Source organism: Propioniciclava sp., from assembly GCF_047602245.1.
Lineage (GTDB): Bacteria > Actinomycetota > Actinomycetes > Propionibacteriales > Propionibacteriaceae > Propioniciclava.
Map to the genome: position 1 here is coordinate 800,663 of NZ_JASGHT010000001.1, position 22,103 is coordinate 822,765.

The 22,103-nt window shown below is 68.8% G+C and carries 28 protein-coding genes; 8 read left to right on the plus strand and 20 right to left on the minus strand.

Going from position 1 to position 22,103, the window contains the following annotated elements:
- Nucleotides 1-3: 3 nt before the first annotated feature.
- The 5 genes from QM708_RS03925 to QM708_RS03945 all read left to right on the plus strand — a co-directional run bounded on the left by QM708_RS03925 (nt 4) and on the right by QM708_RS03945 (nt 5,276).
- The gene (locus tag QM708_RS03925) at nt 4-1,080 is read left to right on the plus strand and encodes a CbiQ family ECF transporter T component (protein WP_415104606.1); all 1,077 of its coding nucleotides are present in this window, start codon (nt 4-6) and stop codon (nt 1,078-1,080) included.
- Nucleotides 1,077-2,669: an ABC transporter ATP-binding protein gene (locus tag QM708_RS03930; RefSeq protein ID WP_415104608.1), complete on the plus strand. Its 1,593-nt coding sequence runs from the start codon at nt 1,077-1,079 to the stop codon at nt 2,667-2,669. The genes QM708_RS03925 and QM708_RS03930 overlap by 4 nt, the downstream gene beginning before the upstream one ends.
- Complete coding sequence (locus tag QM708_RS03935) at nt 2,666-3,448, plus strand: ECF transporter S component (protein ID WP_415104610.1); 783 nt, start codon at nt 2,666-2,668, stop codon at nt 3,446-3,448. Before QM708_RS03930 ends, QM708_RS03935 begins: the two co-directional genes overlap by 4 nt.
- A gap of 92 nt (nt 3,449-3,540) precedes the next feature.
- Nucleotides 3,541-4,152, plus strand: coding sequence for a superoxide dismutase (locus tag QM708_RS03940; RefSeq protein ID WP_415104612.1), 612 nt, complete (start codon nt 3,541-3,543; stop codon nt 4,150-4,152).
- Between the two features lie 179 nt (nt 4,153-4,331).
- Nucleotides 4,332-5,276 carry a transglycosylase family protein gene (locus tag QM708_RS03945; protein WP_415104614.1) on the plus strand — a complete coding sequence of 315 codons (945 nt, stop codon included), beginning with the start codon at nt 4,332-4,334 and terminating at the stop codon, nt 5,274-5,276.
- A gap of 217 nt (nt 5,277-5,493) precedes the next feature.
- On the opposite strand, the gene rplQ is transcribed toward QM708_RS03945, so the two are convergent.
- The 8 genes from rplQ to QM708_RS03985 form a co-directional block, all read right to left on the minus strand.
- Nucleotides 5,494-6,015, minus strand: coding sequence for a 50S ribosomal protein L17 (rplQ, locus tag QM708_RS03950; RefSeq protein ID WP_415104616.1), 522 nt, complete (start codon nt 6,013-6,015; stop codon nt 5,494-5,496).
- Nucleotides 6,016-6,038: 23 nt separating this feature from the next.
- Nucleotides 6,039-7,055 carry a DNA-directed RNA polymerase subunit alpha gene (locus QM708_RS03955; RefSeq protein WP_415104618.1) on the minus strand — a complete coding sequence of 339 codons (1,017 nt, stop codon included), beginning with the start codon at nt 7,053-7,055 and terminating at the stop codon, nt 6,039-6,041.
- A 261-nt stretch (nt 7,056-7,316) separates the two neighbouring features.
- Nucleotides 7,317-7,922: a 30S ribosomal protein S4 gene (gene rpsD, locus QM708_RS03960; RefSeq protein WP_415104620.1), complete on the minus strand. Its 606-nt coding sequence runs from the start codon at nt 7,920-7,922 to the stop codon at nt 7,317-7,319.
- A 26-nt stretch (nt 7,923-7,948) separates the two neighbouring features.
- Complete coding sequence (gene rpsK / locus QM708_RS03965; RefSeq protein ID WP_415104622.1) at nt 7,949-8,371, minus strand: 30S ribosomal protein S11; 423 nt, start codon at nt 8,369-8,371, stop codon at nt 7,949-7,951.
- Nucleotides 8,372-8,407: 36 nt separating this feature from the next.
- The gene (rpsM, locus tag QM708_RS03970) at nt 8,408-8,782 is read right to left on the minus strand and encodes a 30S ribosomal protein S13 (protein ID WP_415104624.1); all 375 of its coding nucleotides are present in this window, start codon (nt 8,780-8,782) and stop codon (nt 8,408-8,410) included.
- Nucleotides 8,783-9,012: 230 nt separating this feature from the next.
- Nucleotides 9,013-9,126 (minus strand): 50S ribosomal protein L36, encoded by a 114-nt coding sequence (gene rpmJ / locus QM708_RS03975; RefSeq protein ID WP_020575560.1) that lies wholly within the window; start codon nt 9,124-9,126, stop codon nt 9,013-9,015.
- Nucleotides 9,127-9,199: 73 nt separating this feature from the next.
- A complete protein-coding gene (infA, locus tag QM708_RS03980; RefSeq protein WP_415104627.1) occupies nt 9,200-9,421 on the minus strand; it encodes a translation initiation factor IF-1 in 222 nt (73 codons plus the stop codon).
- Between the two features lie 114 nt (nt 9,422-9,535).
- Complete coding sequence (locus QM708_RS03985) at nt 9,536-9,904, minus strand: DUF1707 domain-containing protein (protein WP_415104629.1); 369 nt, start codon at nt 9,902-9,904, stop codon at nt 9,536-9,538.
- A gap of 123 nt (nt 9,905-10,027) precedes the next feature.
- On the opposite strand from QM708_RS03985, the gene QM708_RS03990 reads away from it, so the two are divergent.
- The 3 genes from QM708_RS03990 to QM708_RS04000 are packed head-to-tail and all read left to right on the plus strand — an operon-like array spanning nt 10,028 to nt 12,726.
- Nucleotides 10,028-11,032, plus strand: a complete 1,005-nt coding sequence (locus tag QM708_RS03990) for an ABC transporter substrate-binding protein (RefSeq protein ID WP_415104631.1) — start codon at nt 10,028-10,030, stop codon at nt 11,030-11,032.
- 4 nt (nt 11,033-11,036) lie between these two features.
- Nucleotides 11,037-11,948 (plus strand): ABC transporter permease, encoded by a 912-nt coding sequence (locus QM708_RS03995; RefSeq protein WP_415104633.1) that lies wholly within the window; start codon nt 11,037-11,039, stop codon nt 11,946-11,948.
- Complete coding sequence (locus tag QM708_RS04000) at nt 11,941-12,726, plus strand: ABC transporter ATP-binding protein (RefSeq protein WP_415104635.1); 786 nt, start codon at nt 11,941-11,943, stop codon at nt 12,724-12,726. Before QM708_RS03995 ends, QM708_RS04000 begins: the two co-directional genes overlap by 8 nt.
- 9 nt (nt 12,727-12,735) lie before the next feature.
- Here QM708_RS04000 and QM708_RS04005 read toward each other — a convergent pair whose 3' ends face one another.
- The 12 genes from QM708_RS04005 to rpsH form a co-directional block, all read right to left on the minus strand.
- Complete coding sequence (locus QM708_RS04005) at nt 12,736-14,451, minus strand: formate--tetrahydrofolate ligase (RefSeq protein ID WP_415104637.1); 1,716 nt, start codon at nt 14,449-14,451, stop codon at nt 12,736-12,738.
- Nucleotides 14,420-15,262, minus strand: a complete 843-nt coding sequence (gene map / locus QM708_RS04010; protein WP_415104639.1) for a type I methionyl aminopeptidase — start codon at nt 15,260-15,262, stop codon at nt 14,420-14,422. The genes QM708_RS04005 and map overlap by 32 nt, the downstream gene beginning before the upstream one ends.
- Nucleotides 15,259-15,834, minus strand: coding sequence for an adenylate kinase (locus QM708_RS04015; protein WP_415104641.1), 576 nt, complete (start codon nt 15,832-15,834; stop codon nt 15,259-15,261). The genes map and QM708_RS04015 overlap by 4 nt, the downstream gene beginning before the upstream one ends.
- Nucleotides 15,831-17,168: a preprotein translocase subunit SecY gene (gene secY / locus QM708_RS04020; protein WP_415104643.1), complete on the minus strand. Its 1,338-nt coding sequence runs from the start codon at nt 17,166-17,168 to the stop codon at nt 15,831-15,833. Before secY ends, QM708_RS04015 begins: the two co-directional genes overlap by 4 nt.
- Before the next feature lie 141 nt (nt 17,169-17,309).
- Complete coding sequence (locus QM708_RS04025; RefSeq protein WP_415104645.1) at nt 17,310-18,023, minus strand: SOS response-associated peptidase; 714 nt, start codon at nt 18,021-18,023, stop codon at nt 17,310-17,312.
- A gap of 19 nt (nt 18,024-18,042) precedes the next feature.
- Nucleotides 18,043-18,996 (minus strand): type IV toxin-antitoxin system AbiEi family antitoxin domain-containing protein, encoded by a 954-nt coding sequence (locus tag QM708_RS04030; protein ID WP_415104647.1) that lies wholly within the window; start codon nt 18,994-18,996, stop codon nt 18,043-18,045.
- A gap of 398 nt (nt 18,997-19,394) precedes the next feature.
- Nucleotides 19,395-19,838: a 50S ribosomal protein L15 gene (rplO, locus tag QM708_RS04035; RefSeq protein WP_415104649.1), complete on the minus strand. Its 444-nt coding sequence runs from the start codon at nt 19,836-19,838 to the stop codon at nt 19,395-19,397.
- 1 nt (nt 19,839) lies between these two features.
- On the minus strand, nt 19,840-20,022 hold the full coding sequence (gene rpmD, locus QM708_RS04040; protein ID WP_415104651.1) for a 50S ribosomal protein L30: 183 nt from the start codon (nt 20,020-20,022) through the stop codon (nt 19,840-19,842).
- A complete protein-coding gene (rpsE, locus tag QM708_RS04045) occupies nt 20,022-20,639 on the minus strand; it encodes a 30S ribosomal protein S5 (RefSeq protein WP_415104653.1) in 618 nt (205 codons plus the stop codon). Before rpsE ends, rpmD begins: the two co-directional genes overlap by 1 nt.
- A 20-nt stretch (nt 20,640-20,659) precedes the next feature.
- Nucleotides 20,660-21,043, minus strand: a complete 384-nt coding sequence (gene rplR, locus QM708_RS04050; protein ID WP_415104655.1) for a 50S ribosomal protein L18 — start codon at nt 21,041-21,043, stop codon at nt 20,660-20,662.
- A gap of 2 nt (nt 21,044-21,045) precedes the next feature.
- Nucleotides 21,046-21,588, minus strand: a complete 543-nt coding sequence (gene rplF, locus QM708_RS04055; RefSeq protein WP_415104656.1) for a 50S ribosomal protein L6 — start codon at nt 21,586-21,588, stop codon at nt 21,046-21,048.
- 19 nt (nt 21,589-21,607) lie between these two features.
- Nucleotides 21,608-22,015 carry a 30S ribosomal protein S8 gene (gene rpsH, locus QM708_RS04060; protein ID WP_415104658.1) on the minus strand — a complete coding sequence of 136 codons (408 nt, stop codon included), beginning with the start codon at nt 22,013-22,015 and terminating at the stop codon, nt 21,608-21,610.
- Nucleotides 22,016-22,103: the final 88 nt, after the last annotated feature.

Consider the following 22,103-nt stretch of genomic DNA (forward strand, 5'->3'; position numbering starts at 1 on the left):
CCCATGCACCCCTGGGCGTGGTGGGCGTGGGCCCTCGGCGTGGCGACCGCCACCTCGATGACCACCAACCCGCTGCTGAACGTCCTGGTCGCCCTCGCCGTGGTCGCGGTCATCCTGCTCCGCCGTACGGACGCGCCCTGGGCGCGCTCGGTGTCGGCCTACTTCATACTCGCCGGCATCATCATCGGCATCCGCTTGTTCTTCCAGGTGCTGCTCGGCGGCGGTCTGGGCAGCACCGTGATCCTCACCCTGCCCGAGATCAAGCTGCCTGCGTGGGCCGCCGGGATCAGGCTGGGCGGGCAGGTGACCGCCGAGGGCGTCGCCTGGGCGGTGTACGACGCGCTGCGCCTCGCGGTGATGCTGCTGTGCCTCGGCGCGGCCAACAGCCTGGCCAACCCCAAACAGGCGCTACGGAGCGTCCCCGCGGCGCTGTATGAGGCCTCCGTCGCGGTCGTGGTCGCGTTGTCGGTCGCGCCGCAGCTGATCGAATCCACCCAGCGGGTTCGGCGCGCCCGCCGGCTCCGCGGCGGCGCCTCCACCGGTTGGCACGCTGTATCAGCGGTCGTCATTCCCGTACTCGCGGACGCCATCGACCGTTCCCTGCGCCTGGCCGCCGGCATGGAGGCCCGCGGCTTCGGCCGCACCCGCGGCATTGCGCGCCCCTCGGCCTGGCTCACGGCCGGCCTGGTGTTCACCGCGCTGCTCGCCACGCTCGGCGTCTTCGTGCTGCTCGGCGCCCCCGAGTTCACCGGGTGGGGTGCCGGGATGCTGGTCGCGGGCGTGATCGGCACCGTGCTCGGCCTGCGGCGGTCGGGGCGCGCGCTGGGCGTCACCCGCTACCGCCGGCAACCCTGGACAGCCCGCGACACCGCGCTCGCGCTGTGCGGGGCCGGCGCGCTGGCCACTCCCGCCTTGGCGAATGGCGGCGCGCTGCCGGGGCTGTTCGACGCCTTCAATCCCTCGTTCGACCCGCTGGTGTGGCCGGCCCTGCACCCCGCGATGATCCCGGTGCTGGCCATGGTGCTGGCACCGCTGGCGCTGACCCCGGCCCCCGGAGCACCCGGCAGGAGGACCTCATGATCCACTTCGACGACGTCAGCCTCAGCTACGCCGGCGCCACCGCGCCCACGCTGGAACAGGTCAGCTTCACCCTCGAGGAGGGTGATCTGGCCGTCGTGGTAGGACGGACCGGCACCGGCAAGTCGACGCTGCTCGGCGCCATCAACGGCCTGGTGCCGCACTTCACCGGCGGCCTGATGACCGGCGAGGTGACCGTGGACGGCCGCTCCACCCGCACCCACCGGCCGCGCGATCTGGCCGACGTGGTCGGCTGGGTGGGCCAGGATCCGCTGGCCGGATTCGTCACCGACACCGTCGCCGACGAGATCGCCTACGGCATGGAGCAGCTGGGCGTCGACCCGGACGCCATGCGCAAGCGGGTCGAGGAGACCCTCGACCTGATGGGCATCGCCGAACTGCGCGCCCGGCCGCTGGCCGACCTGTCCGGCGGCCAGCAGCAGCGGGTCGCCATCGCGGCCGTGCTCGCCGCCCAGCCCCGGGTGCTCGTGCTCGACGAGCCCACCTCGGCACTCGACCCCACCGCCGCACAAGACGTGCTGTCGGCGATCACCACCCTCGTCCACGAGGTCGGCCTCACCGTGGTGCTGGCCGAACACCGCCTCGAACGGGTGCTGCACCAGGCCGACACGCTGGTGTGGCTGCCCAGCGGACGCCGCGACGCCGTGGTCGGGCCGCCCGCCCAGGTGCTGCTCGACTGCGACGTCCGGCCCCCGCTGGCCCAGCTCTCCTCCGTGCTGGGCTGGGACGCCGTCCCCGCGTCGGTCCGGGACGCCCGCCGCCGCGCCCAGCGCGAGCGCCTCACCGTGGCCGCTCCCACCGAGAAGCCGGTCTCGGCCGGTCCCGTCCGCGCCCACCTGGACCACCTGCGGGTCGCCTACGGCGCGACGGTGGCCGTCAACGGCGTGAGTCTGGATCTGCACGGCGGCGAGGTGACCTGCCTGATGGGCCGCAACGGCGCCGGCAAGTCGTCACTGTTGTGGGCGATGCAAGGGGGGACGCCGAGCACCGGCACCGTCACCGTCGACGGAACCGACCCGCGGCCGCTGCCGGCCGCGGCGGCCCGCGCCCTGATCAGCCTCGTCCCGCAGACGGCGGCCGATCTGCTCTACCTGCCGCGGGTCGCCGATGAACTCGCCCAGGCCGATCGCGAGTCGGGGCGTCCGGCCGGGACCGCCGCCGCGCTGCTGGCCGAGCTGGGCGCCGATCTTGCCCCGGACGCCGACCCTCGCGATCTCTCCGAGGGGCAGCGGCTGAGCCTGGTGCTGGCCATCCAGCTGGCGGCCAGCCCTGGCGTCCTGGCTCTCGACGAACCCACCCGCGGCCTCGACTACGCCATGAAGGACCGTTTGGCCGTCATTCTCGCCGGGCTCGCAGCACGCGGCCACGCCGTGGTGGTCAGCACGCACGATGTCGAGTTCGCGGCCACGGCGACCCAGCGCACGATCGTGATGGCCGACGGCGACATCATCGCCGACGGTCCCACCCGTCAGGTCTGCGTCAGCTCCCCGACGTTCGCCCCCCAGACGGCCAAGGTGTTCGCGCCCGTGCCGGTGCTGATCCCGGCTGAGGTCCGGGTGATGACACCATGACCGGCGCCTCCGTCGCGGCGACGGCGGTCAGCGTCCGGGCACGAATCATGCTCGCGCTGGCGGCGGTGCTCGGCCTGCTCGCCTTCGCCTGGCCGCTGTTCCTGCGCCCGGACTCCGCGGTGGACCCGATGCAGGCGCCACTGCTCTTCGCGCTGGTGCTGCCGGTGGTGCTCGCCGTGGTCGTCTCGGAGCTGACCGGCAACGGGATGGACGTCAAGGGTCTCGCCCTGCTCGGCGTCCTGTCCGCGGTCGGCGCCGTGCTGCGGCCGCTCGGCGCGGGCACCGCGGGCATGGAGCCCATCTTCTTCCTGCTCGTCCTCGGCGGGCGCGCGTTCGGGCCCGGGTTCGGCTTCGCCCAGGGCGCGGTCACCCTGTTCGCCTCCGCCCTGCTCACCGCGGGCGTCGGCCCCTGGCTGCCCTACCAGATGGTCGCGGCCGGCTTCGTCGGCCTGGGCGGCGGCCTGCTGCCGCGCGTGAGCGGACGCGGTGAGCTCGCCTGGCTCTCGGTGTGGGGATTCGTCTCCGCGTTCGTCTACGGCTGGCTGATGGACTTCGCGTTCTGGCCGTTCGGGATCGGCCCGGCCACCCAGTTCTCCTTCGACCCCCATGCCGGGGTGTGGGAGAACCTGCACACCTTCGCCCTGTTCAACCTGGCCACCTCGATGGGCTGGAACCTCGGACGCGCCCTCACCACCGTCGTCCTGCTGCTTGTCCTGGCCCCCGGGCTGCTGCACGTGCTCCGCCGGGCCGCCCGCCGCGCGGCCTTCGCTCCCCGCTGAGAGACACCTCGGCATTGGGCCGCGGCGCGTCGGGGAATAGGGTGGAGGCGGTGTCAGTTGCACCGGACACATCCGACGGAGAGGAAGACCCGATGACGTACACCCTTCCGGAGCTCGACTACGACTACGGCGCGCTGGAGCCGCACATCAGTGCGCAGATCATGGAGCTGCACCACAGCAAGCACCACGCCGCCTACGTGGCCGGCGCCAATACCGCGCTGGACAAGCTGTCCGAGGCGCGCGAGTCCGGCAACTTCGCCGCCATCAACAAGCTCGAGAAGGACCTCGCCTTCCACCTGGGCGGCCACCTGAACCACTCGGTGTTCTGGAAGAACATGTCGCCCGACGGCGGTGGCGAGCCCGACGGCGAGTTGGGCGCGGCCATTGATGAGTTCTTCGGCTCGTTCGACGGCTTCAAGAACCAGTTCAACGAGGTCGCCAACGGCATCCAGGGCTCCGGCTGGTCGATGCTGGTCTGGGACACGCTGGGTCAGCGTCTCAACATCAACCAGCTCTTCGACCAGCAGGGCAACCTGCCGGTGGGCCAGCTGCCGATCCTGCAGCTCGACATGTGGGAGCACGCCTTCTACCTGCAGTACAAGAACGTGAAGGGCGACTACGTCAAGGCGTGGTGGAACGTGGTGAACTGGGCGAACGTCACCGATCGCTTCGCCGCCGCCCGCGGCGCCGCGATCGCCTACTGAGCGCATCCGGCCCCACCCGCACGCCGTCCCCGGTGCCCCGTCACGGACGCCGGGGACGGTCCGCGTCGGGGCATCCTTCACAATTCTCCTGATGAAAGCCTGAGAGCCAGCTTGCGTTTTTCTCAGCTTTAGCGGATAGTTGATGACGCAAGTCGTTGTTACACCGTCAGGAGTTCGTAGTGCCCCTCTCAACCAAGATCGTGGCGATCGCCGCCAGCACCCTCGTGCTCGGCAGCGGGGCAGGCATTGCCCTCGCCTACTCTCAAGGTCAGGCCACTCCCGCTCCCGCCCCGATCACGCAGTCCGCTGCGCCGACGACGTCGGTGCGCATCTGGGCCGACAACACGATCCACGTCGCCCAGCTGTCCGAGCCGGGCACCGTCGCCGCCGCCCTCGCGGCAGCCAACATCACGCTGTCCGAGACCGACCGCGTCATGCCCGAGCTCGACGCCACCGCCGACGCCTCCACCATGGTGTCGGTCGTCCGGGTGAGCGTCACGCAGGAAACGACGGTCGTGCCGCTCGCCTTCACCAGCACCGAAGTCAAAGACTCCTCGCTGAACAAGGGCGAGAAGAAGGTCAAGACCAAGGGCGAGCAAGGTACCCGCGAAGACGTCATCGAGACCGTCACCGCCAACGGCGTCGTCGAGTCCACCAACACCGTCTCGCAGACCGTCACCAAGGAGCCCGTGAACGAGGTCATCCTGGTCGGCACCAAGACCGAGGCCGCCAAGACCGAAGCCCCCAAGACCGAAGAGCGGCAGGCCACCTCGCGCTCCACCGAGCGCACGAAGGCACCTGCCACGTCGAAGCCGAAGACGGACGCCGCCCCGGCGCCGGTCGAGAACTCCGGCTCGAGCTCCAGCGGCAAGGCCCTGGACCTGTCCCGCGCCGACATGTGGGACCGCATCGCCAAGTGCGAGTCCGGCAACCGCTGGAACATCAACACCGGCAACGGCTACTACGGCGGCCTGCAGTTCAACCTGGGCACCTGGCGCTCCGTCGGCGGCACCGACTTCGCCGCCTACCCGCACCAGGCCTCCCGCGCCGAGCAGATCACCGTCGCGAACCGGCTCTACGCCAAGCGCGGCCTGCAGCCCTGGGGCTGCCGCCACGCTGCCTGATCCCACCCCACATGCCCCGGACGGCCGAACTCCTCCCCCCTTGGCCGTCCGGGGCATCCTTTTGTCCTCAGCTCCGCCCTCAGCGGACGCCGCGTCGCTTGAGCCACCACGGTCACGCCAGCGACACCCACGTGCCACCGCAGAACAACGCAACGAAGAGGCCCGGCCCCACAGGGGGACCGGGCCTCTTCGTTGTCTGCGCTCAGGGCGCCAGGGCTCAGGCCTGGGCGTCCTCGGTGCTCGCCTCGGCAGCGGCGGCCTCCGGGGCCGCCTCCTCGACCGCGGGCTCCGCGACCGGCTCGGCCTTCGGAGCCGGCTTGGCGGCGGGCTTGGCCGCCTTCGCGCCGGTGCCCTTGGCCTTCGCCTTGCGGGACTCCTCGACCGTCTCGGTGACGATCTCGATCACGGCCATCGGGGCGTTGTCGCCCTGACGGTTGCCGATCTTCGTGATGCGGGTGTAGCCGCCGTCACGGTCGGCCATCTTCGGCGCGATCTCGGTGAACAGGACGTGCACGACGCCCTTGTCGGTGATCGTGCGCAGCACGATCCGGCGGTTGTGCAGATCGCCGCGCTTGGCCTTGGTGATCAGCTTCTCCGCCAGCGGACGGACGCGCTTGGCCTTGGCCTCGGTGGTGGTGATCCGGCCGTGCTCGAAGAGCTGGCTGGCGAGGTTGGCCAGAATGATCCGCTCGTGGGCCGGGCTTCCGCCGAGGCGGGGACCCTTCGTGGGCGTGGGCATGATGACTATCTCCTAAAGCGGTATCAGAACTGGTCGTTGTCGGCGGCGAAGTCGTCGGCCTCGTCGTCGTAGCTGCCGAGGGCGGCCAGCGGATCGAAGCCGGGCGCCGAATCCTTCAGGGACAAGCCCATCTCGTGGAGGCGCAGCTTGACCTCCTCGATCGACTTCGAGCCGAAGTTGCGGATGTCGAGAAGGTCCTGCTCGGAGCGGGAAACCAGCTCGGACACCGTGTGGATGCCTTCGCGCTTGAGGCAGTTGTAGCTGCGCATGGTCAGCTTCAGCTCCTCCACCGGAAGCGCCATATCGGCCGCGTACTGCTCGTCGACCGGCGACGGGCCGATCTCGATGCCTTCGGCGTCCACGTTGAGCTCGCGCGCCAGGCCGAACAGCTCGACCAGGGTCTTGCCGGCGGACGCCATCGCGTCACGCGGGCTGATGGCGGGCTTGGTCTCCACGTCGACGATCAGGCGATCGAAGTCGGTGCGCTGCTCGACGCGGGTGGCCTCCACCTTGTAGGTGACCTTCAGCACCGGGCTGTAGATCGAGTCGACCGGGATGCGGCCGATCTCGGAGTCCACGCTCTTGTTCTGGGCGGCGGACACGTAGCCGCGGCCACGCTCGACCACCAGCTCCATGTCGAGCTTGCCGGTCGCGTTCAGCGTCGCGATGTGCAGATCCGGGTTGTGGATCTCCACGCCGGCGGGCGGGGCGATGTCGGCGGCGGTCACCGCACCGGCACCGGCCTTGCGCAGGTACATGACGACGGGCTCGTCCTCCTCGGAGGAGAGCACGAGCTGCTTCACGTTGAGGATGATCTCGGTGACGTCCTCGACGACGCCCGGAAGCGTGGTGAACTCGTGCTGGTTGCCCTCGATCTTGATGCTGGTCACGGCCGCGCCCGGGATGGACGACAGCAGCGTGCGGCGCATCGAGTTACCGAGCGTGTAGCCGAAGCCCGGCTCCAGGGGCTCGATGACGAAACGCGAACGGTTGTCGGAGACAACCTCTTCGGTCAGCGTGGGGCGCTGTGCGATGAGCATGAATCATTCCTTTCCACCGCCCACTATTTGACGGTGTCAAAGTGGGCCCGGCTGTTGCCGAACCCTTCAAACCTAGTGTGTTACTAGCTGTGGTGCTGTCCGGCGGTTCGGGACCAGCGGCCGGCCAACGGCCAACCACCCTGCGGCGCGTGCGCGCCGCAGGGGGCCAGGCCCATCCACGGCCTTATGGCCGGCCGCTGGTCCCGAACCGCCTCGCAACGTTGGTTGCCGTGGGGCGGGTGTCGGGTGCGGGTTGTTCTACTACTTGGAGTAGAGCTCGACGATCAGCTGCTCGTTGACGTCGACCGTGATCTGTTCGCGCGTTGGCAGCTGGTGGACGAGGATCCGCATCCGGTTCGGGCGCACGGTGAGCCACGCCGGGACGACGCGCTCGTGGTGCAGCTCGCGGGCGATGATGAACACGTCCAGGTTCAGCGACTTCGGCTTGACGTCGATGATGTCGTAGGCCGACACGCGGAAGCTGGGGATGTTCACCTTCTTGCCGTTGACCAGGAAGTGGCCGTGCACGACGAGCTGACGCGCCTGGCGGCGGGTCGAGGCGAAGCCGGCGCGGTACACGACGTTGTCGAGGCGCGACTCGAGGATCTGCAGCAGAACCTCACCGGTCTTGCCCTGCTTGCGCACGGCCTCTTCGTAGTAGCGGCGGAACTGCTTCTCCAGCACGCCGTAGGCGAAGCGCGCCTTCTGCTTCTCGCGCATCTGGAGCAGGTACTCCGACTCCTTGATGCGGCCGCGGCCGTGCATGCCCGGCGGGTAGCTGCGGCGCTCGAACGCCTTGTCGTTGCCCACCAGGTCGGTGCCGAGCCGGCGGGACTTCTTGGTGATGGGGCCGGTGTAACGGGCCATGGTTGATCAGTCCTTCTTTCTCGGGCTCAGACGCGACGGCGCTTCGGCGGACGGCAGCCGTTGTGCGGCACGGGGGTCACATCGGAGATCGGGCCGATCTCCAGGCCCAGCGCACCGAGCGAACGGATGGCGGTCTCACGGCCGGAGCCGGGGCCCTTGACGAAGACGTCCACGCGCTTCATGCCATGGTCCATGGCACGACGCCCGGCGGCCTCGGCGGCCATCTGGGCGGCGAACGGCGTCGACTTGCGGGAGCCCTTGAAGCCGACGGTGCCGGCGGACGCCCACGAGATCACCGCACCGGTCGGGTCGGTGATCGTGATGATGGTGTTGTTGAACGTGCTCTTGATGTGGGCCTGCCCGGAGACGATGTTCTTCTTCTCCTTGCGGCGAATCTTGCTCTTCGCTGCGGCGGCGGCCTGAGCCTTGGTACGACCTGCAGTGGCCATTGCTTGTGTTGTTCTCCTGGTCTCTCAGGCGCCGCGTCAGCGGGCCTTCTTCTTGCCGGCGACAGCCTTCTTCTTGCCCTTGCGCGTGCGGGCGTTCGTCCGCGTGCGCTGTCCGCGGACCGGGAGGCCCATGCGGTGGCGGCGGCCCTGGTAGGAGCCGATCTCGATCTTGCGGCGAATGTCCGCGGCGACCGTACGGCGCAGATCGCCCTCGGTCTCGTAGTTCGCCTCGATGAAGTCACGCATCGCGACGAGCTGCTCGTCGGTCAACTCCTTCACGCGGACGTCGCCGCTCACGCCGGTAGCGGCCAGGATTTCCTTGGCACGGGTGCGACCGATGCCAAAGATGTAGGTGAGGCCGATCTCCACGCGCTTCTCGCGGGGCAGATCGACACCGATGAGACGTGCCATCAGGCGGTTCCCTTTCCATTGTCCAGCCCGAGGTGGGCTGCGAAGGTGTGTGGCGTGCGGCGTCCCGTGCGCCTGAGCGCGGGCCCCGGCCTTCGTCCGGAGGTGGTGTCGGGAGGGCTGGCGTGCGGAGCAATGCTCCGCGCCCGTCCCGGGTGTGCCGTCACGTTATTTCAGTTGTTGTTGGAGGGGCTCCAACGGTGATTGCGTCCCTCCGGCCACGCGTCGGGGACTCAGCCCTGGCGCTGCTTGTGGCGAGGGTTCTCGCAGATCACCATCACGCGACCGTGCCGGCGGATCACCTTGCACTTGTCGCAGATCTTCTTCACGCTCGGCTGAACCTTCATCGAGCTACTTTCTCTCGGTGCTGGGCAGCGCACAGCGCTGCGTCAGCGTGGATGGATTCGTTGAGAACTTCGGTCACTTGTGGCGGTAGACGATGCGACCGCGCGTGAGATCGTAGGGTGACAACTCGACGACCACACGGTCAGCGGGGAGGATGCGGATGTAGTGCTGCCGCATCTTGCCGCTGATGGTCGCGAGAACCTTGTGCTTGTTGGTCAGCTCCACTCGGAACATCGCATTGGGCAACGCCTCGACGACGGTGCCCTCCATCTCGAGGGCTCCTTCTTTCTTGGCCATGATCTCCTTGGTACAACGGTGCTTCGCCACCTGAGAACACAGGTGACCGACATCCCATGTTACTCCAGGCCTCGCAGGGCTCCCAAATCAGGCCTGACCGGTCACCCGGCCGCGCTACAGCAGCGCGACCAGCAGGATCACGATCGTGGTGATCAGCACCGCCGCGGCGATCCCAGCGGCGGCGGTGAGCCGGCGCCCCACAGGCCGCGCGGGAGCCAGTTCACCCGGAGCCCCCTGTCCCACCGGCACGATCGCGGGCACCTCGTGGGTCGTGACCGGCGGCAGCGCCTCGACGACCTCGGCCACCTCACCCAGCGTGGACGCCGCGAACACGGCGTCCAGATAGGGGCGGTAGTCGTCGGCGGAGACCTCGCCCCGCTCGTAGGCGGCGTTGAGCCGCTCGATCAACCGGGCGCGCTCATCCTCGGGCAGCGGCGCGCCGGGCGTTGCGCGGTACTTCGACGAGCGAGGCAGTTCGGCCATGGGCTCAAGCCTAGCCACTCGCCGATATCACTGAGATGTGCCCCGCGGACGGGCCGCCCTCGCTAGGGTGTGCGCGTCATGTTCGGCACCGTCGCCGTACCGGCCACCCGGAAGGATTTCCTCATGAAGCGCACCGTCATCGCGGGGCTCGTCGCCGCGTTGTCCGTCTCCTTGGCCGCTTGCGCGCCGTCGGCCGGCGGCGCCCCCAGCCCGTCGGCGTCTGCGGCGAAGTCCTACAAGGTCGGCATCACCCAGATCGTCTCGCACGACTCTCTCGACGCCGCACGTGAGGGCTTCAAGAAGGCGTTCACCGACGCCGGGCTCACCGTCACCTTCGATGAGAAGAACGCCAACGACGACCAGTCGACCAACGTGTCGATCGCCAGCACGCTGGCCAGCGCCGACCTCGATCTGATCCTCGCGGTCTCCACACCGTCGGCGCAGGCGCTGACCCAGGTGGTCAGCAGCACCCCGGTGCTGTTCACCGCCGTCACCGACCCGGTGACGGCCGGCCTGGTGACCAGCATGGACGCCCCCGGCAAGAACGTGACCGGAACCTCCGACATGAACCCGGTCGCTGAGCAGATCGCGTTGATCAAGAAGATCAAGCCGGACGCCACCAGCGTCGGCATCCTGTACAGCTCCGGCGAGATCAACTCCGAAGTGCAGGTGAAGGCGGCGCGCGAGGCGGCCGCCAAGGAGGGCCTGGCCGTCACCGAGAAGGCGATCGCGGAGACCCGTGACGTCCAGCAGGCCCTCGCCTCGTTCGATGTGGACGCCCTCTACGTTCCCACCGACAACAAGGTCGTCTCCGCGCTCGGCGCGGTGATCCAGGTGGCCGAGACCAAGAAGATCCCGCTCGTGGTCGGCGAGGGTGACTCGGTGCGCAAGGGCGGCGTGATCACCTACGGCCTCGACTACACCAGGCTCGGCCACCAGACCGGCGAGATGGCGATCCGGATCCTGACCCAGGGCGCCAACCCCGCGACCATGCCGGTCGAAACCCAGAAGGACCTCACCGTCTACGTCAACAAGGCCGCCGCCCAGCGAATGGGCGTGACCATTCCCGAGAGCCTGCTCGCCGGCGCCGAGATCGTGGACTCCGCCGAGGCCGAGGGCACCAAGTAACACCATGCTGTCCGCTCTCGATCTGGGCCTGATCTACGGGCTGATGGCGCTGGGGGTCTACATCACGTTCCGCGTGCTGGACTTCCCCGACCTGACCGTGGACGGCAGCTTCACCACCGGGGCGGCCGTCACGGCGTCCGCCATCATCGCCGGTCAATCGCCGTGGCTGGCCACCGCGCTGGGTGCGGTGGCCGGCGCGGCGGCGGGCCTGGTCACCGGGCTGCTGCACACCAAGGGCTCGATCAATCCGCTGCTGGCGGGCATCCTGACCCAGATCGCGCTGTACTCGATCAACCTGCGGATCATGGGCAAGGCGAACCTGCCGCTGCTGCGCACCGACACGATGCTGTCGGGCCTGCGCGACGCCCAGCTGCTGGCGACATGGACGTCGGCGGCTCTCTTCGCCGCCGTCGCGATCGCGTTCATGCTGGCCCTGGACTGGTTCCTCAATACCGACCTGGGGCTCGCGCTGCAGGCCACCGGCGACAACCAGCGGATGATCCGCGCGCAAGGGGTGTCGACGGATGCGACCAAGATCCTCGGCCTGGCGCTGTCCAACGCGCTGGTCGCGCTCGCCGGCGGCCTGATCGCGCAATACCAAGGCTTCGCCGACATCGGCATGGGCATCGGCCTGATCGTGGCCGGGCTGGCGTCGGTGATCATCGGCCAGGCGCTGCTGCCCAGCCGGCGCTTCATCTTCGCCACCCTCGCCGTCCTGATCGGCTCGGTGGTCTACCGCATCGTGATCCAGCTCGCGCTGCAGGCCGGCTTCGATCCCAACGACACCAAGCTCATCTCGGCGGTGCTCGTGGTGGCCGCCCTGCTGCTGCCCCGTCTCGCGGTCTTCCGGCGCCTGCGGGCGCGCCGGCGCGAAGCCCTGCTGGCCCGCGCGCAGACGGGAGAGGCTCGTGCTTGAGGTCAACGGCGTCCGCAAGGTCTTCTTCGCGCACACGCCGAACGAGAAGATAGCGCTCGACGGGGTCGACCTGCACCTGGACGAGGGCGACTTCGTCACCGTGATCGGCTCCAACGGCGCCGGCAAGTCGACCCTGCTCAACGTGGTGGCCGGCGAGTTCCGTCCCGACGCAGGCACGATCACCATCGACGGCCACGACGTCACCCGGCTGCCGGACTACAAGGTGGCCCGCTGGGTCGGCCGCGTCTTCCAGGATCCGATGGCGGGCACCGCGCCGCACGGCACCATCGAGCAGAACCTCGCCATGGCCTACGCGCGCGGCAAGACCCGCGGGTTGCGCCGCGGCGTCACCAAGGCCAAACGCGAGTTCTTCCGAGTGGCTCTGGCCGGGCTGGAGTTGGGGCTGGAGGAACGCCTGCGCACCGACGTCGGCCTGCTCTCAGGTGGCCAGCGCCAGGCGCTCTCGCTGCTGATGGCCACCTTCAGCGGTCCCAAGATCCTGCTGCTGGACGAGCACACCGCCGCCCTCGACCCGGCCCGCGCCGCGCTGGTGCTGCGCCTGACCGAGGAGGCGGTCGCCCGGCACGGCCTGACCACGCTGATGGTGACCCACAACATGCACCAGGCCCTCAATCTGGGCAACCGGCTGATCATGATGCACGAGGGCCGGATCATCTACGAGCTGGCCGGTGAGCAGAAGAAGCGCGCCACCGTGGAGGACCTGCTGCACCAGTTCGAGCAGATCAAGGCCGTCTCCGACCGGACGCTGCTCGCCTGAGCACGTCGCTCAGACCAGGCCGACGATCCGTCCGTCGGCGTCCAGATCCATCCGCTCGGCGGCCGGATGCGAGCCCAGCCCAGGCATGGTTTGCATGGCGCCCGCGAGCGCGTACACATACCCTGCGCCGGCGGCCAGGCGCACCTCGCGAATGGGCAGCCGCCAACCCTTGGGCGCGCCCCGATCGCTCGGCGTCGCCGTGGTCGACAGGTGGGTCTTGGCCACCAGAACGGGAAGGCTCCCGAAGCCGAGATCGGTGAGCCGGCGCAGTTCGGCGGCCGCGACCGGCGCGATATCGACGCCCGAGGCGCCGTACACTCCGGTGGCCAAGGCCTCCAGCTTGCCGGTCAGCGGGGCGTCCAGCTCATAGCTGTAGCGCAACGTGGTTCCGTCGCCGCAGGCCGCCAGCACGGCGCGGGCCAGCTTCTCAGCGCCCGCCCCGCCCTCGGCGACGTGCCGGGTGGCCGCGCACCGGACGCCGCGCTGCGCCGCGAACCGGGTGATCACCGCGTGCTCGCTGGCATGGTCATCGGGGAACACGTTGATCGCGACCACCGCGGGCACCCCCGCGGCGGCGACCACGTCGAGATGGTGGGCCAGGTTGACCAGACCGGCGGCGACGTCGTCCGGGTTCTCGGCCAGCAGTCCTTCGGGCAACGGACGCCCGGCCACCACCTGGTACCGGCCGGAATGCACCTTCAGCGCGCGCACCGTCACGACCACGACCGCGGCGTGTGGCACCAGGCCCGAGGTGCGGCACTTCACATTGATGAACCGCTCGAAGCCGAGATCGGCGCCGAAGCCCGCCTCGGTGACGACCACGCCCGCCCGGGCGAGCCCCACCTGGTCGGCGAGGATCGACGAATGCCCGGTCGCGATGTTGCCGAAGGGGCCGGCGTGCACCAGAGCCGGCTGGCCTTCCAGCGTCTGCAGCAAGTTGGGGCGGACGGCGTCGGTGAGCAGCACGGCCATCGAGCCGGCGGCCTTCAGGTCCTCGGCCGTGACCGGGGCGCCGTCGGCGTCGAAGCCGATCACGATCCGGCCCAGGCGCTCGCGCAGATCGGCCCGCGACGTGGCTAGCGCGAGGATGGTCATCACCTCGGATGCCGCCGTGATGTCGAAGCGGGATTGGCGCGGCACGCCGTCGAGGCGTCCGCCCAGACCGAGAACGAGGTTGCGCAGCGCGCGGTCGTTGACGTCGAGCACGCGTCCCCAGGTGATGCTGTGCGGCGCGAGGCGCAGCGCGTTGCCGTGCTGGAGGTGGTTGTCGATCATGGCCGCGAGCAGGTTGTGCGCGGCGGTCACGGCATGGAAGTCGCCGGTGAGGTGGAGGTTCATCGTCTCCATCGGCAGCACCTGCGACAGCCCGGCCCCCGCCGCGCCGCCCTTGATGCCGAACACCGGTCCGAGCGAGGGCTGGCGCAGCACCGCCACCGGGCGCTCCCCCAGCCGGGCGAGCCCCTGGGTGAGGCCGATCGTGGTCGTCGTCTTGCCCTCGCCCAGCGGCGTGGGGGTGACGGCGGTGACGACCACGTACCGCGAGCCAGCACCCGGCGGTTCCGAGGTCGGTGCGATCTTGGCGACGTGGCGTCCATAGGGCTCGAGTTCATCCTCGGCCAGGCCGAGGGCCGCGCCGATCTCGGAGCTCGGCTTCAGCGTCGCCGCCTGGGCGATCTCCAGATCGGTCGGCACGTCAGTCGGCGAGCGGACCAAACGGGAGACCACGCGCCGCAAGCTCCGCCTCGCCGCCGTCGAGCGCGGTAAGCACCCACAGGCCGTGCTTGGTGGCGGTGACGGTGTGTTCCCAGTGCGCGGCGCGTGAGCCGTCCTGGGTCACCACCGTCCACTCGTCGTCCAGGGTGATCCCGATCGAGGAACCCAGGGTGATCATCGGCTCGATGGCCAGGACCAGGCCTTCCACCAGGCGCAGGCCGCGCCCGGGGCGTCCGGTATTGGGCACATCGGGCGGCTGGTGCATCGCCGAGCCGATCCCGTGACCGGTGTAGTCCTTCAGGATGCCGTAGTGCTCCGGGCGGGACCGGATGCTGCGTTCGATGGCGTGCGAGATGTCGCCCAGGCGTCCGTTGAGGCGGACGGCGCCGATGCCGGCCCACAAGGACTCGCGGGTGACCTCGCTGAGGCGGGCGTCCGGTTCGGCGAGGTCGCCGACGCCGAAGGTGATCGCGCCGTCACCATGCCAGCCGTCGACGATCGCGCCGAAGTCGACCGAGACCAGGTCTCCGGACGCCAGCACCCGGTCGCCGGGGATGCCGTGCACGACCTCTTCGTTGACCGAGATGCAGGTGACCGCCGGGTAGGGCGGATAGCCCCAGTCGGCGCCGTAGTTCAGGAAAGAGGATCCGGCCCCGTGACGCGCGAGAATGCCGCGCGCGATCTGGTCGAGTTCCCCGGTGGTGACGCCGGGTGCGGCGGCATCGCGGACCGCCGCATGCACCTGCGCCACGACCAGCCCCGCCCGGCGCATCACGAGCAGCTGGTCGCGGTTCTTGAGCTCGATGCCCCGTCCTCGGATCATCGGGTCGGCAGCGCCTCGAGCGCCGCCACGATGCGGTCGCGTACCTCGTCGACCGTGCCGATGGCGTCCACCTCGACCAGCACCCCCAGCGCACGGTAGTGCTTGATCACGTCGGCGGTCTCGGCGTGGTACACCTTGATGCGATGGCGGATCGAGTCGGCGTTGTCGTCGGCTCGCCCCTGCTGCTGAGCGCGCAGCAGCATCCGCTCCACCAACTCGTCGGGGTCGGCGGTGAGCGCGATAACGGCGTCCAGCTTGGTGCCGGTCTCGTTCAGGACGATATCGAGCGCCTCGACCTGGCCGAGCGTGCGCGGATAGCCGTCGAGCAGCCAGCCGCGCCAGCAGTCGGGCTCGGAGATGCGCTGGAAAATGAGGGAAGTGGTGATCACGTCGGGAACGAAGTCGCCGCGGCCGATGATCTCCACGATCCGCTCACCCAGCGGGGTGTGGCGTTTGATGTTGTCGCGGAACAGGTCGCCGCTGGAGATGGCCGGAACGCCGTAACGCTGGGCGATGCCGTCGGCCTGAGTGCCCTTGCCCGCGCCCGGCGGGCCGGTGATCAACATTCTCATCGCAGGAATCCTTCGTAGTTGCGCTGCTGGAGCTGGCTTTGGATCTGCTTGACGGTATCAAGCCCGACGCCCACCACGATGAGAATTGAGGTACCTCCGAACGGGAATTGTTGCCCGCCCGGGAGGAACATGAAGGCAAAGGCCGGCAGCAGCGCGATCAGGCCGAGGTACAGCGAGCCGGGTGCGGTCAGCCGGGACAGCACGTAGCCGAGATAACGCTCGGTCGGCTTGCCGGCACGAATGCCCGGGATGAAGCCGCCGTACTTGCGCATGTTGTCGGCGACCTCTTCGGGATTGAAGGTGATCGACACATAGAAGTACGCGAAAGCGATGATCAGCGCGAACATCAGCAGGTTGTGCCACAAGCCCTGGCCGCCCAGGTTGGCTGCGATCCAGCTCGACGCCGCGCTCTCGGGCGCGAACTGCGACAGCATGATCGGCAGCGAAAGCAGCGAACTCGCGAAGATGACCGGGATGACACCGGCCTGGTTGACCTTGATCGGGATATAGGTGGTGCTGCCGCCGACCAGGCGGCGTCCGACCATGCGTTTGGCATACTGCACCGGGATGCGTCGCTGCGCCTGCTCGACGAAGATGACACCCAGCATGACCAGGGCTCCGACCGCGAGCACAGCCAGGAAGGCCAGCCAGCCAGCCGAGTTCGGCAGCGTGAAGCCGTTCCACTCGATGGTGCCGGCGCTGATCGCGATGCCCCACACCTGCGCGGGGAAGGCAGCCGCGATCTGGGTGAAGATCATCACCGACATGCCATTGCCGACGCCGCGCTCGGTGACGAGCTCGCCCAGCCACATGACGATGCCGGTACCGGCGGTCATGGTCAGCACCATGGTGAGGATCGGGAAGATCGTGGCGTCGTACACCAGGGCCAGCCCACACCCCGGGAACAACTGACCGCCGACGGCCATCGTCACGAACGCGGTCGACTGCATGACAGCCAGCACCAAGGTGAGGTAGCGGGTGTACTGGGTGATCTTCTGCTGGCCGGCACCGCCCTCCTTCTTGAGGGTCTCCAGGCGCGGGATCACCACGGTGAGCAGCTGCAGGATGATGGAGGCGGTGATGTAGGGCATGATGCCGAGCGCGAACACCGTCAACTGCAGCAGAGCGCCGCCGGAGAACAGGTTGATCATCGAATACAGGCCGGCGGACGCACCGGTGCTCGCCTGCACCGTGCATTCCTGGACGTTCTGCATATTGACGTTCGGGGTCGGCACGACCGAACCGAACCGGAATACCGCCAGAATACCGAGGGTAAACAGGATCTTGCGGCGCAGGTCGGGGGTCCTGAGCGCGTGGGCGAAGGCGGAGAGCATCCGGATCCAATCGAAGGGGACAGCACGAAGCCGGGCCACAGGGCCCAACCTCCCAGACTCTACCAAGCCTCGGCTGACCACGCGCGCCCGCTGGGGCGGGCTGGACGCATATCGCCGGCGCCTGCCGCGTCCGCCGGCCGATCAGTCCAGCGGGCGGACCAGATCCGGGCCGTTGTTGCGCACGCTGTTCACCAGCGGGGCCACCATGAACGTCTCGATCTCATCGGCCGCCGGCGTCCGGAGCAGCGCGTGGGCGTCCGCCGGATCGTGGGCGTGCGGGTCGAGCCAGGCCGCCCAGTCGCCGGGGGCGATCATCATCGGCATCCGGTCGTGCACGTGACCGAGCGCGTCGATCGCAGAGGTGGTGATCACCGTGCAGGTGACCAGCCACGGTGCCGCCGCACCGAGGGAGCGGTCTTTCCAGAACTCGTACAACCCCGCCATCGCGAGCACTCCCCCGCCCACGGGCCGGATGAACCAGGGCTGCTTGACCGGTTTGCTGCCCGGCCCGGGGAGCGTCTGCCATTCGTAGTAGCCATCCGCCGGTAGCAGGCAGCGCCGGGACGCGAACGCCTGGGCATAGGCGGGCTTGGTGGCGACGGTCTCGGCACGGGCGTTGATCATCCGCGCTGCTCCGCGGGCGTCCTTCGACCACGACGGCACCAATCCCCAGCGCGGCGCGACCAGCTTGCGCACGATGGCGTCGGTCTCCTTGTCGATGCGCTCGACCACCGCCGGCACCGGATCGGTGGGCGCGACATTGAACGACGGCGGCACGATCTCGTCGACCTCGTCGACGATGAAGGTCGCCACCAAGGCGTCCGGATCAGCCGATGACGCGTACCGTCCACACATGTCCGCACCCTACCCGGCGCTATCCGTCCACCGCCGGACAACGGGGACAACGTTTCGGCGTCCTGGTCCATCCCCGGACGGTCAGGGCGGCCGCCACCTCGGACGCCACGCGGCAGGGCTGGCCCCGAATGTCGGCCGAGTCGTAGCGCAGCGTCGTCTCCTGGCGTAGGGCGTGCGCGTTGTCGCGCCGGGCATCGCGGTCGGCCTGCCGGAGATGATGCGCGCCGTCCACCTCGACGATCGTGAAGAACGAGTCATAGCGCACGTCACACCGCCAGCGTCCGACCACGCGCACCTGCCTGCTACCCTCCGGCAGTCCGTGAGCGCGCTCCACATCGCGGCGGTAGACCCATTCGAGCGTGCTCTCGATGCCCTCCAGATCGCGGACGACCTCCGTCAGCATCGTGCGTTGCCCCACCCGTGAGCGGGCAGCGAGGCGGTCATGGACGCGAGGCAGCGCGACCAGGCCACGGCGTGCCGCTTCTGCCAGCAGACCGACCCAGTCCTCCACCTCCAGCGTCTGTCCGACGTCGATCAGCGCTTCCTCCAGACGGATGCGAGGAAGGCTCCCCACCCGGTGATCGAGGCGTCCGCAATTGTCGACGCGGAAGAACAGGCCGTCCCGGTCCTGACGCCGCCGTCCGCGGGGTATCCAGACCTCCGCCTCCCGGCGAGAGGCCGCTCCTTCGCAGCGAAGCTCCGCCAGCCCCGCCTGGGCCAGCGCTGACCAACCACCCAGCGCCGAACCTCGTCCACCGATCAGGTGCCCTGCCCACCACCATTGCACGTCGGCAGGCTCGTTTCCGCCGACGGCGTAGACACCCGGCGTGATCATCCGCCAGGCGCCCGCGCCCACCAGCCTGCGCAAAGGCGAGCGCCCAAGATGGGCATCGATCTGCGCTCTGGTCAGCACGCCACCCTGAGTCGAGGCGAGCGCCAGCAAGGATTCAGGAACATCTTGACGAGGTTTCACGCCCAGACATTAGGCAGCGCCTGTCACCTCGCGGCTTCTATCACTGGCAGCCTCCGTCACCAGTAGCGACGGTCACCCCGGCCCTGTCAGCGGCAGCCTTCGTCCCCGAGCGCGTATCACCGTCGGCCCTTGCCACCCGTAGCGCCTGCACCAGCACGCCGGGGACGAAATGAGAAGTTCCGGGACGAAATACCCCGGATTCCTCTCTCATCCAGTCGCGAGACCAAGCTCGGGGCTCGACCTCGGAGATAGGAAGATCCGGGTCGGACTACCGGCCCGATTCTTCTTCTATCTTCGCCGCGCACGGCTCGCGGGCTCGGCGCGGCGAACAGCAAACGCCGCGAACGCGTTGATGGGCGCCCCCAACAGGGGACGCCCATCAACAGGAGAACTCGAAGTCAGAGTTCGTTGGCCTTGCCGCCAGCGGCTTCGATCTTGGTCTTGGCCGAGCCGGTGTACGCGTGCGCGTCCACGTCCAGGGCCACGGAGACCTCGCCGGTGCCGAGGATCTTGACGAGCTTGCCCTTGCGGACGGCGCCCTTCTCGACCAGATCGGCCACGGTCACCTTGCCGCCCTCGGGGAAAAGCTCGCCGAGCTTGCCCACGTTGACGACCTGGTACTCAACCCGGAACGGGTTCTGGAAGCCACGCAGCTTCGGCAGCCGCATGTGCAGCGGCATCTGGCCGCCCTCGAACGCCGCGGGGACGTTCTTGCGCGCGCCGGTGCCCTTGGTGCCACGGCCGGCAGTCTTGCCGCCCTTGCCACCTTCACCGCGTCCCACGCGGTGCTTATCGGTCTTGGCCCCGGGGGCCGGACGCAGGTGGTGAGCCTTCAGCGCCATGTCAGTCAACCTCCTCGACGGTGACGAGGTGGATGACGGTGTTGACCATGCCGCGGTAGTGCGGGAGGTCCTCCTTCTCCACGACGTCGCCGATCTTCTTCAGACCGAGGGTGCGAAGCGTCTCGGCCTGGTTCCTCTTCACGCTGTTCGCGCTACGAACCTGGGTCACACGAAGGGTCGCCATCAGGCCGCGCCCTCCTTCCGAGCACGGAGCAGCGCCGCCGGGGCGACGTCCTCCACCGGCAGGCCGCGGCGACGCGCCACCTGCTCGGGCTCTTCGAGCTGCTGCAGGGCGTCAACGGTGGCATGCACCACGTTGATGGCGTTCGCGCTGCCCAGCGACTTGGCCAGGACGTCGCGGATACCCGCGCACTCCAGCACGGCGCGGGCGGAGCCGCCCGCGATCACGCCGGTACCCGGGGACGCCGGACGCAGCAGCACGACGCCTGCGGCCTTCTCGCCCTGGACCGGGTGCGGGATGGTGCCCTGGATGCGGGGAACGCGGAAGAAGTGCTTCTTCGCCTCCTCGACACCCTTGGCAATCGCCGCCGGCACCTCTTTGGCCTTGCCGTAGCCGACACCCACGGTGCCGTCGCCGTCGCCCACCACGACCAGCGCGGTGAAGCTGAAGCGGCGGCCACCCTGGACGACCTTGGCGACCCGGTTGATCGCTACCACGCGCTCGAGGTACTGGCTCTTCTCCTCGCGGGAGTCGTTGCGGCCACGTCGATCATCGCGGCCGCGACGATCGCCACCGCCGGGGCCACGCTGGCCACGAGCGTTCGCGTTTTCGTTCGGCATTGTCTTCCTTTCCGCTCTGATCAGAATCCGAGGCCGGATTCGCGCGCAGCGTCAGCCAGCGCGGCGATCCGTCCGTGGTACTGGTTGCCGGCGCGGTCGAAGACGACGGACTCTACGCCCGCCTTCTTCGCACGCTCGGCGACGAGGGCCCCGACCTGCTTGGCCTTGGCGCTCTTGTCGCCGGACGCCGCGCGCAGGTCGGCCTCCATGGTGGACGCGGACGCCAGGGTGTGACCCTGCACGTCGTCGATCACCTGAGCCACGATGTGGCGCGAGGACCGGGTGACCACCAGGCGCGGACGCTCCGCGGTACCGGTGATCTTCTTGCGGCCACGCGCCTGACGGCGCAGGCGCGCCTTGGCGCGCGCGGCCATGCCCTTGTTGTTCGACAGGGAGATAGCCATCGTCACTTACCAGCCTTTCCGACCTTGCGGCGAACCCGTTCGCCGGAATAGCGAACACCCTTGCCCTTGTAGGGCTCGGGCTTGCGGAGCTTGCGGATGTTCGCCGCAACTTCGCCCACAACCTGCTTGTCGATGCCCTGCACCGAGAATGCGGTCGGCTTCTCCACGACGAACGTGATGCCCTCGGGGGCGTCCACGATCACCGGGTGGCTGAAGCCGAGCTGGAACTCGAGCTGCTGCGGGCCCTTGCTGATCACGCGGTAGCCAACGCCCACGATCTCGAGCTTCTTCTCATAGCCCTCGGTGACACCGATGACCATGTTGTTGACCAGCGTGCGGGTCAGGCCGTGCAGCGAACGCGAGATGCGCTCGTCGTCGGGCCGGGTGACCTCGATCTGGCCTTCGTCGTTGCGAGCGACCTTGATCGGCTCGGAAACGGTCAGCGACAGCGTGCCCTTGGGGCCCTTGACCGCGACATCCTGACCGTCGAGGGTGACCTCGACGCCGGCCGGGACCGCGATGGGGAGCTTTCCAATACGCGACATATTTACTCGTACCTCCCGCTCACCAGACGTAGGCGAGCACTTCGCCGCCCACGCTCTTGAGGGATGCTTCCCTGTCGGTCAGGAGGCCCTGCGAGGTCGAGATGATCGCGATGCCGAGGCCACCGAGGACCTTGGGCAGCGCTGTGCTCTTCGCGTACACGCGCAGGCCGGGCTTGCTGATGCGGCGCAGGCCCGCGATGGAACGCTCGCGGGAGTTGCCGTACTTGAGGGTGATCTTCAGGGTCTTGGCAACCTCACCCTCGCCGGGCTCGATCACTTCATACGAGGTGATGTAGCCCTGCTGCTTGAGGATCTCGGCGATGCCCACCTTGATCTTGCTATGCGGCATGGAGGTCGAATCGTGGTACGCCTGGTTGGCGTTCCGCAGACGCGTCAACATGTCCGCGATCGGGTCCGTCATTGTCATGGCTTGTAGGGCCTCTTTTCTCGCAGGGGTTTCCCCGGACGTCCGTCCGGGGACCTACCGCGTCAGGAATCGTGGGTGGTGGTGTCGC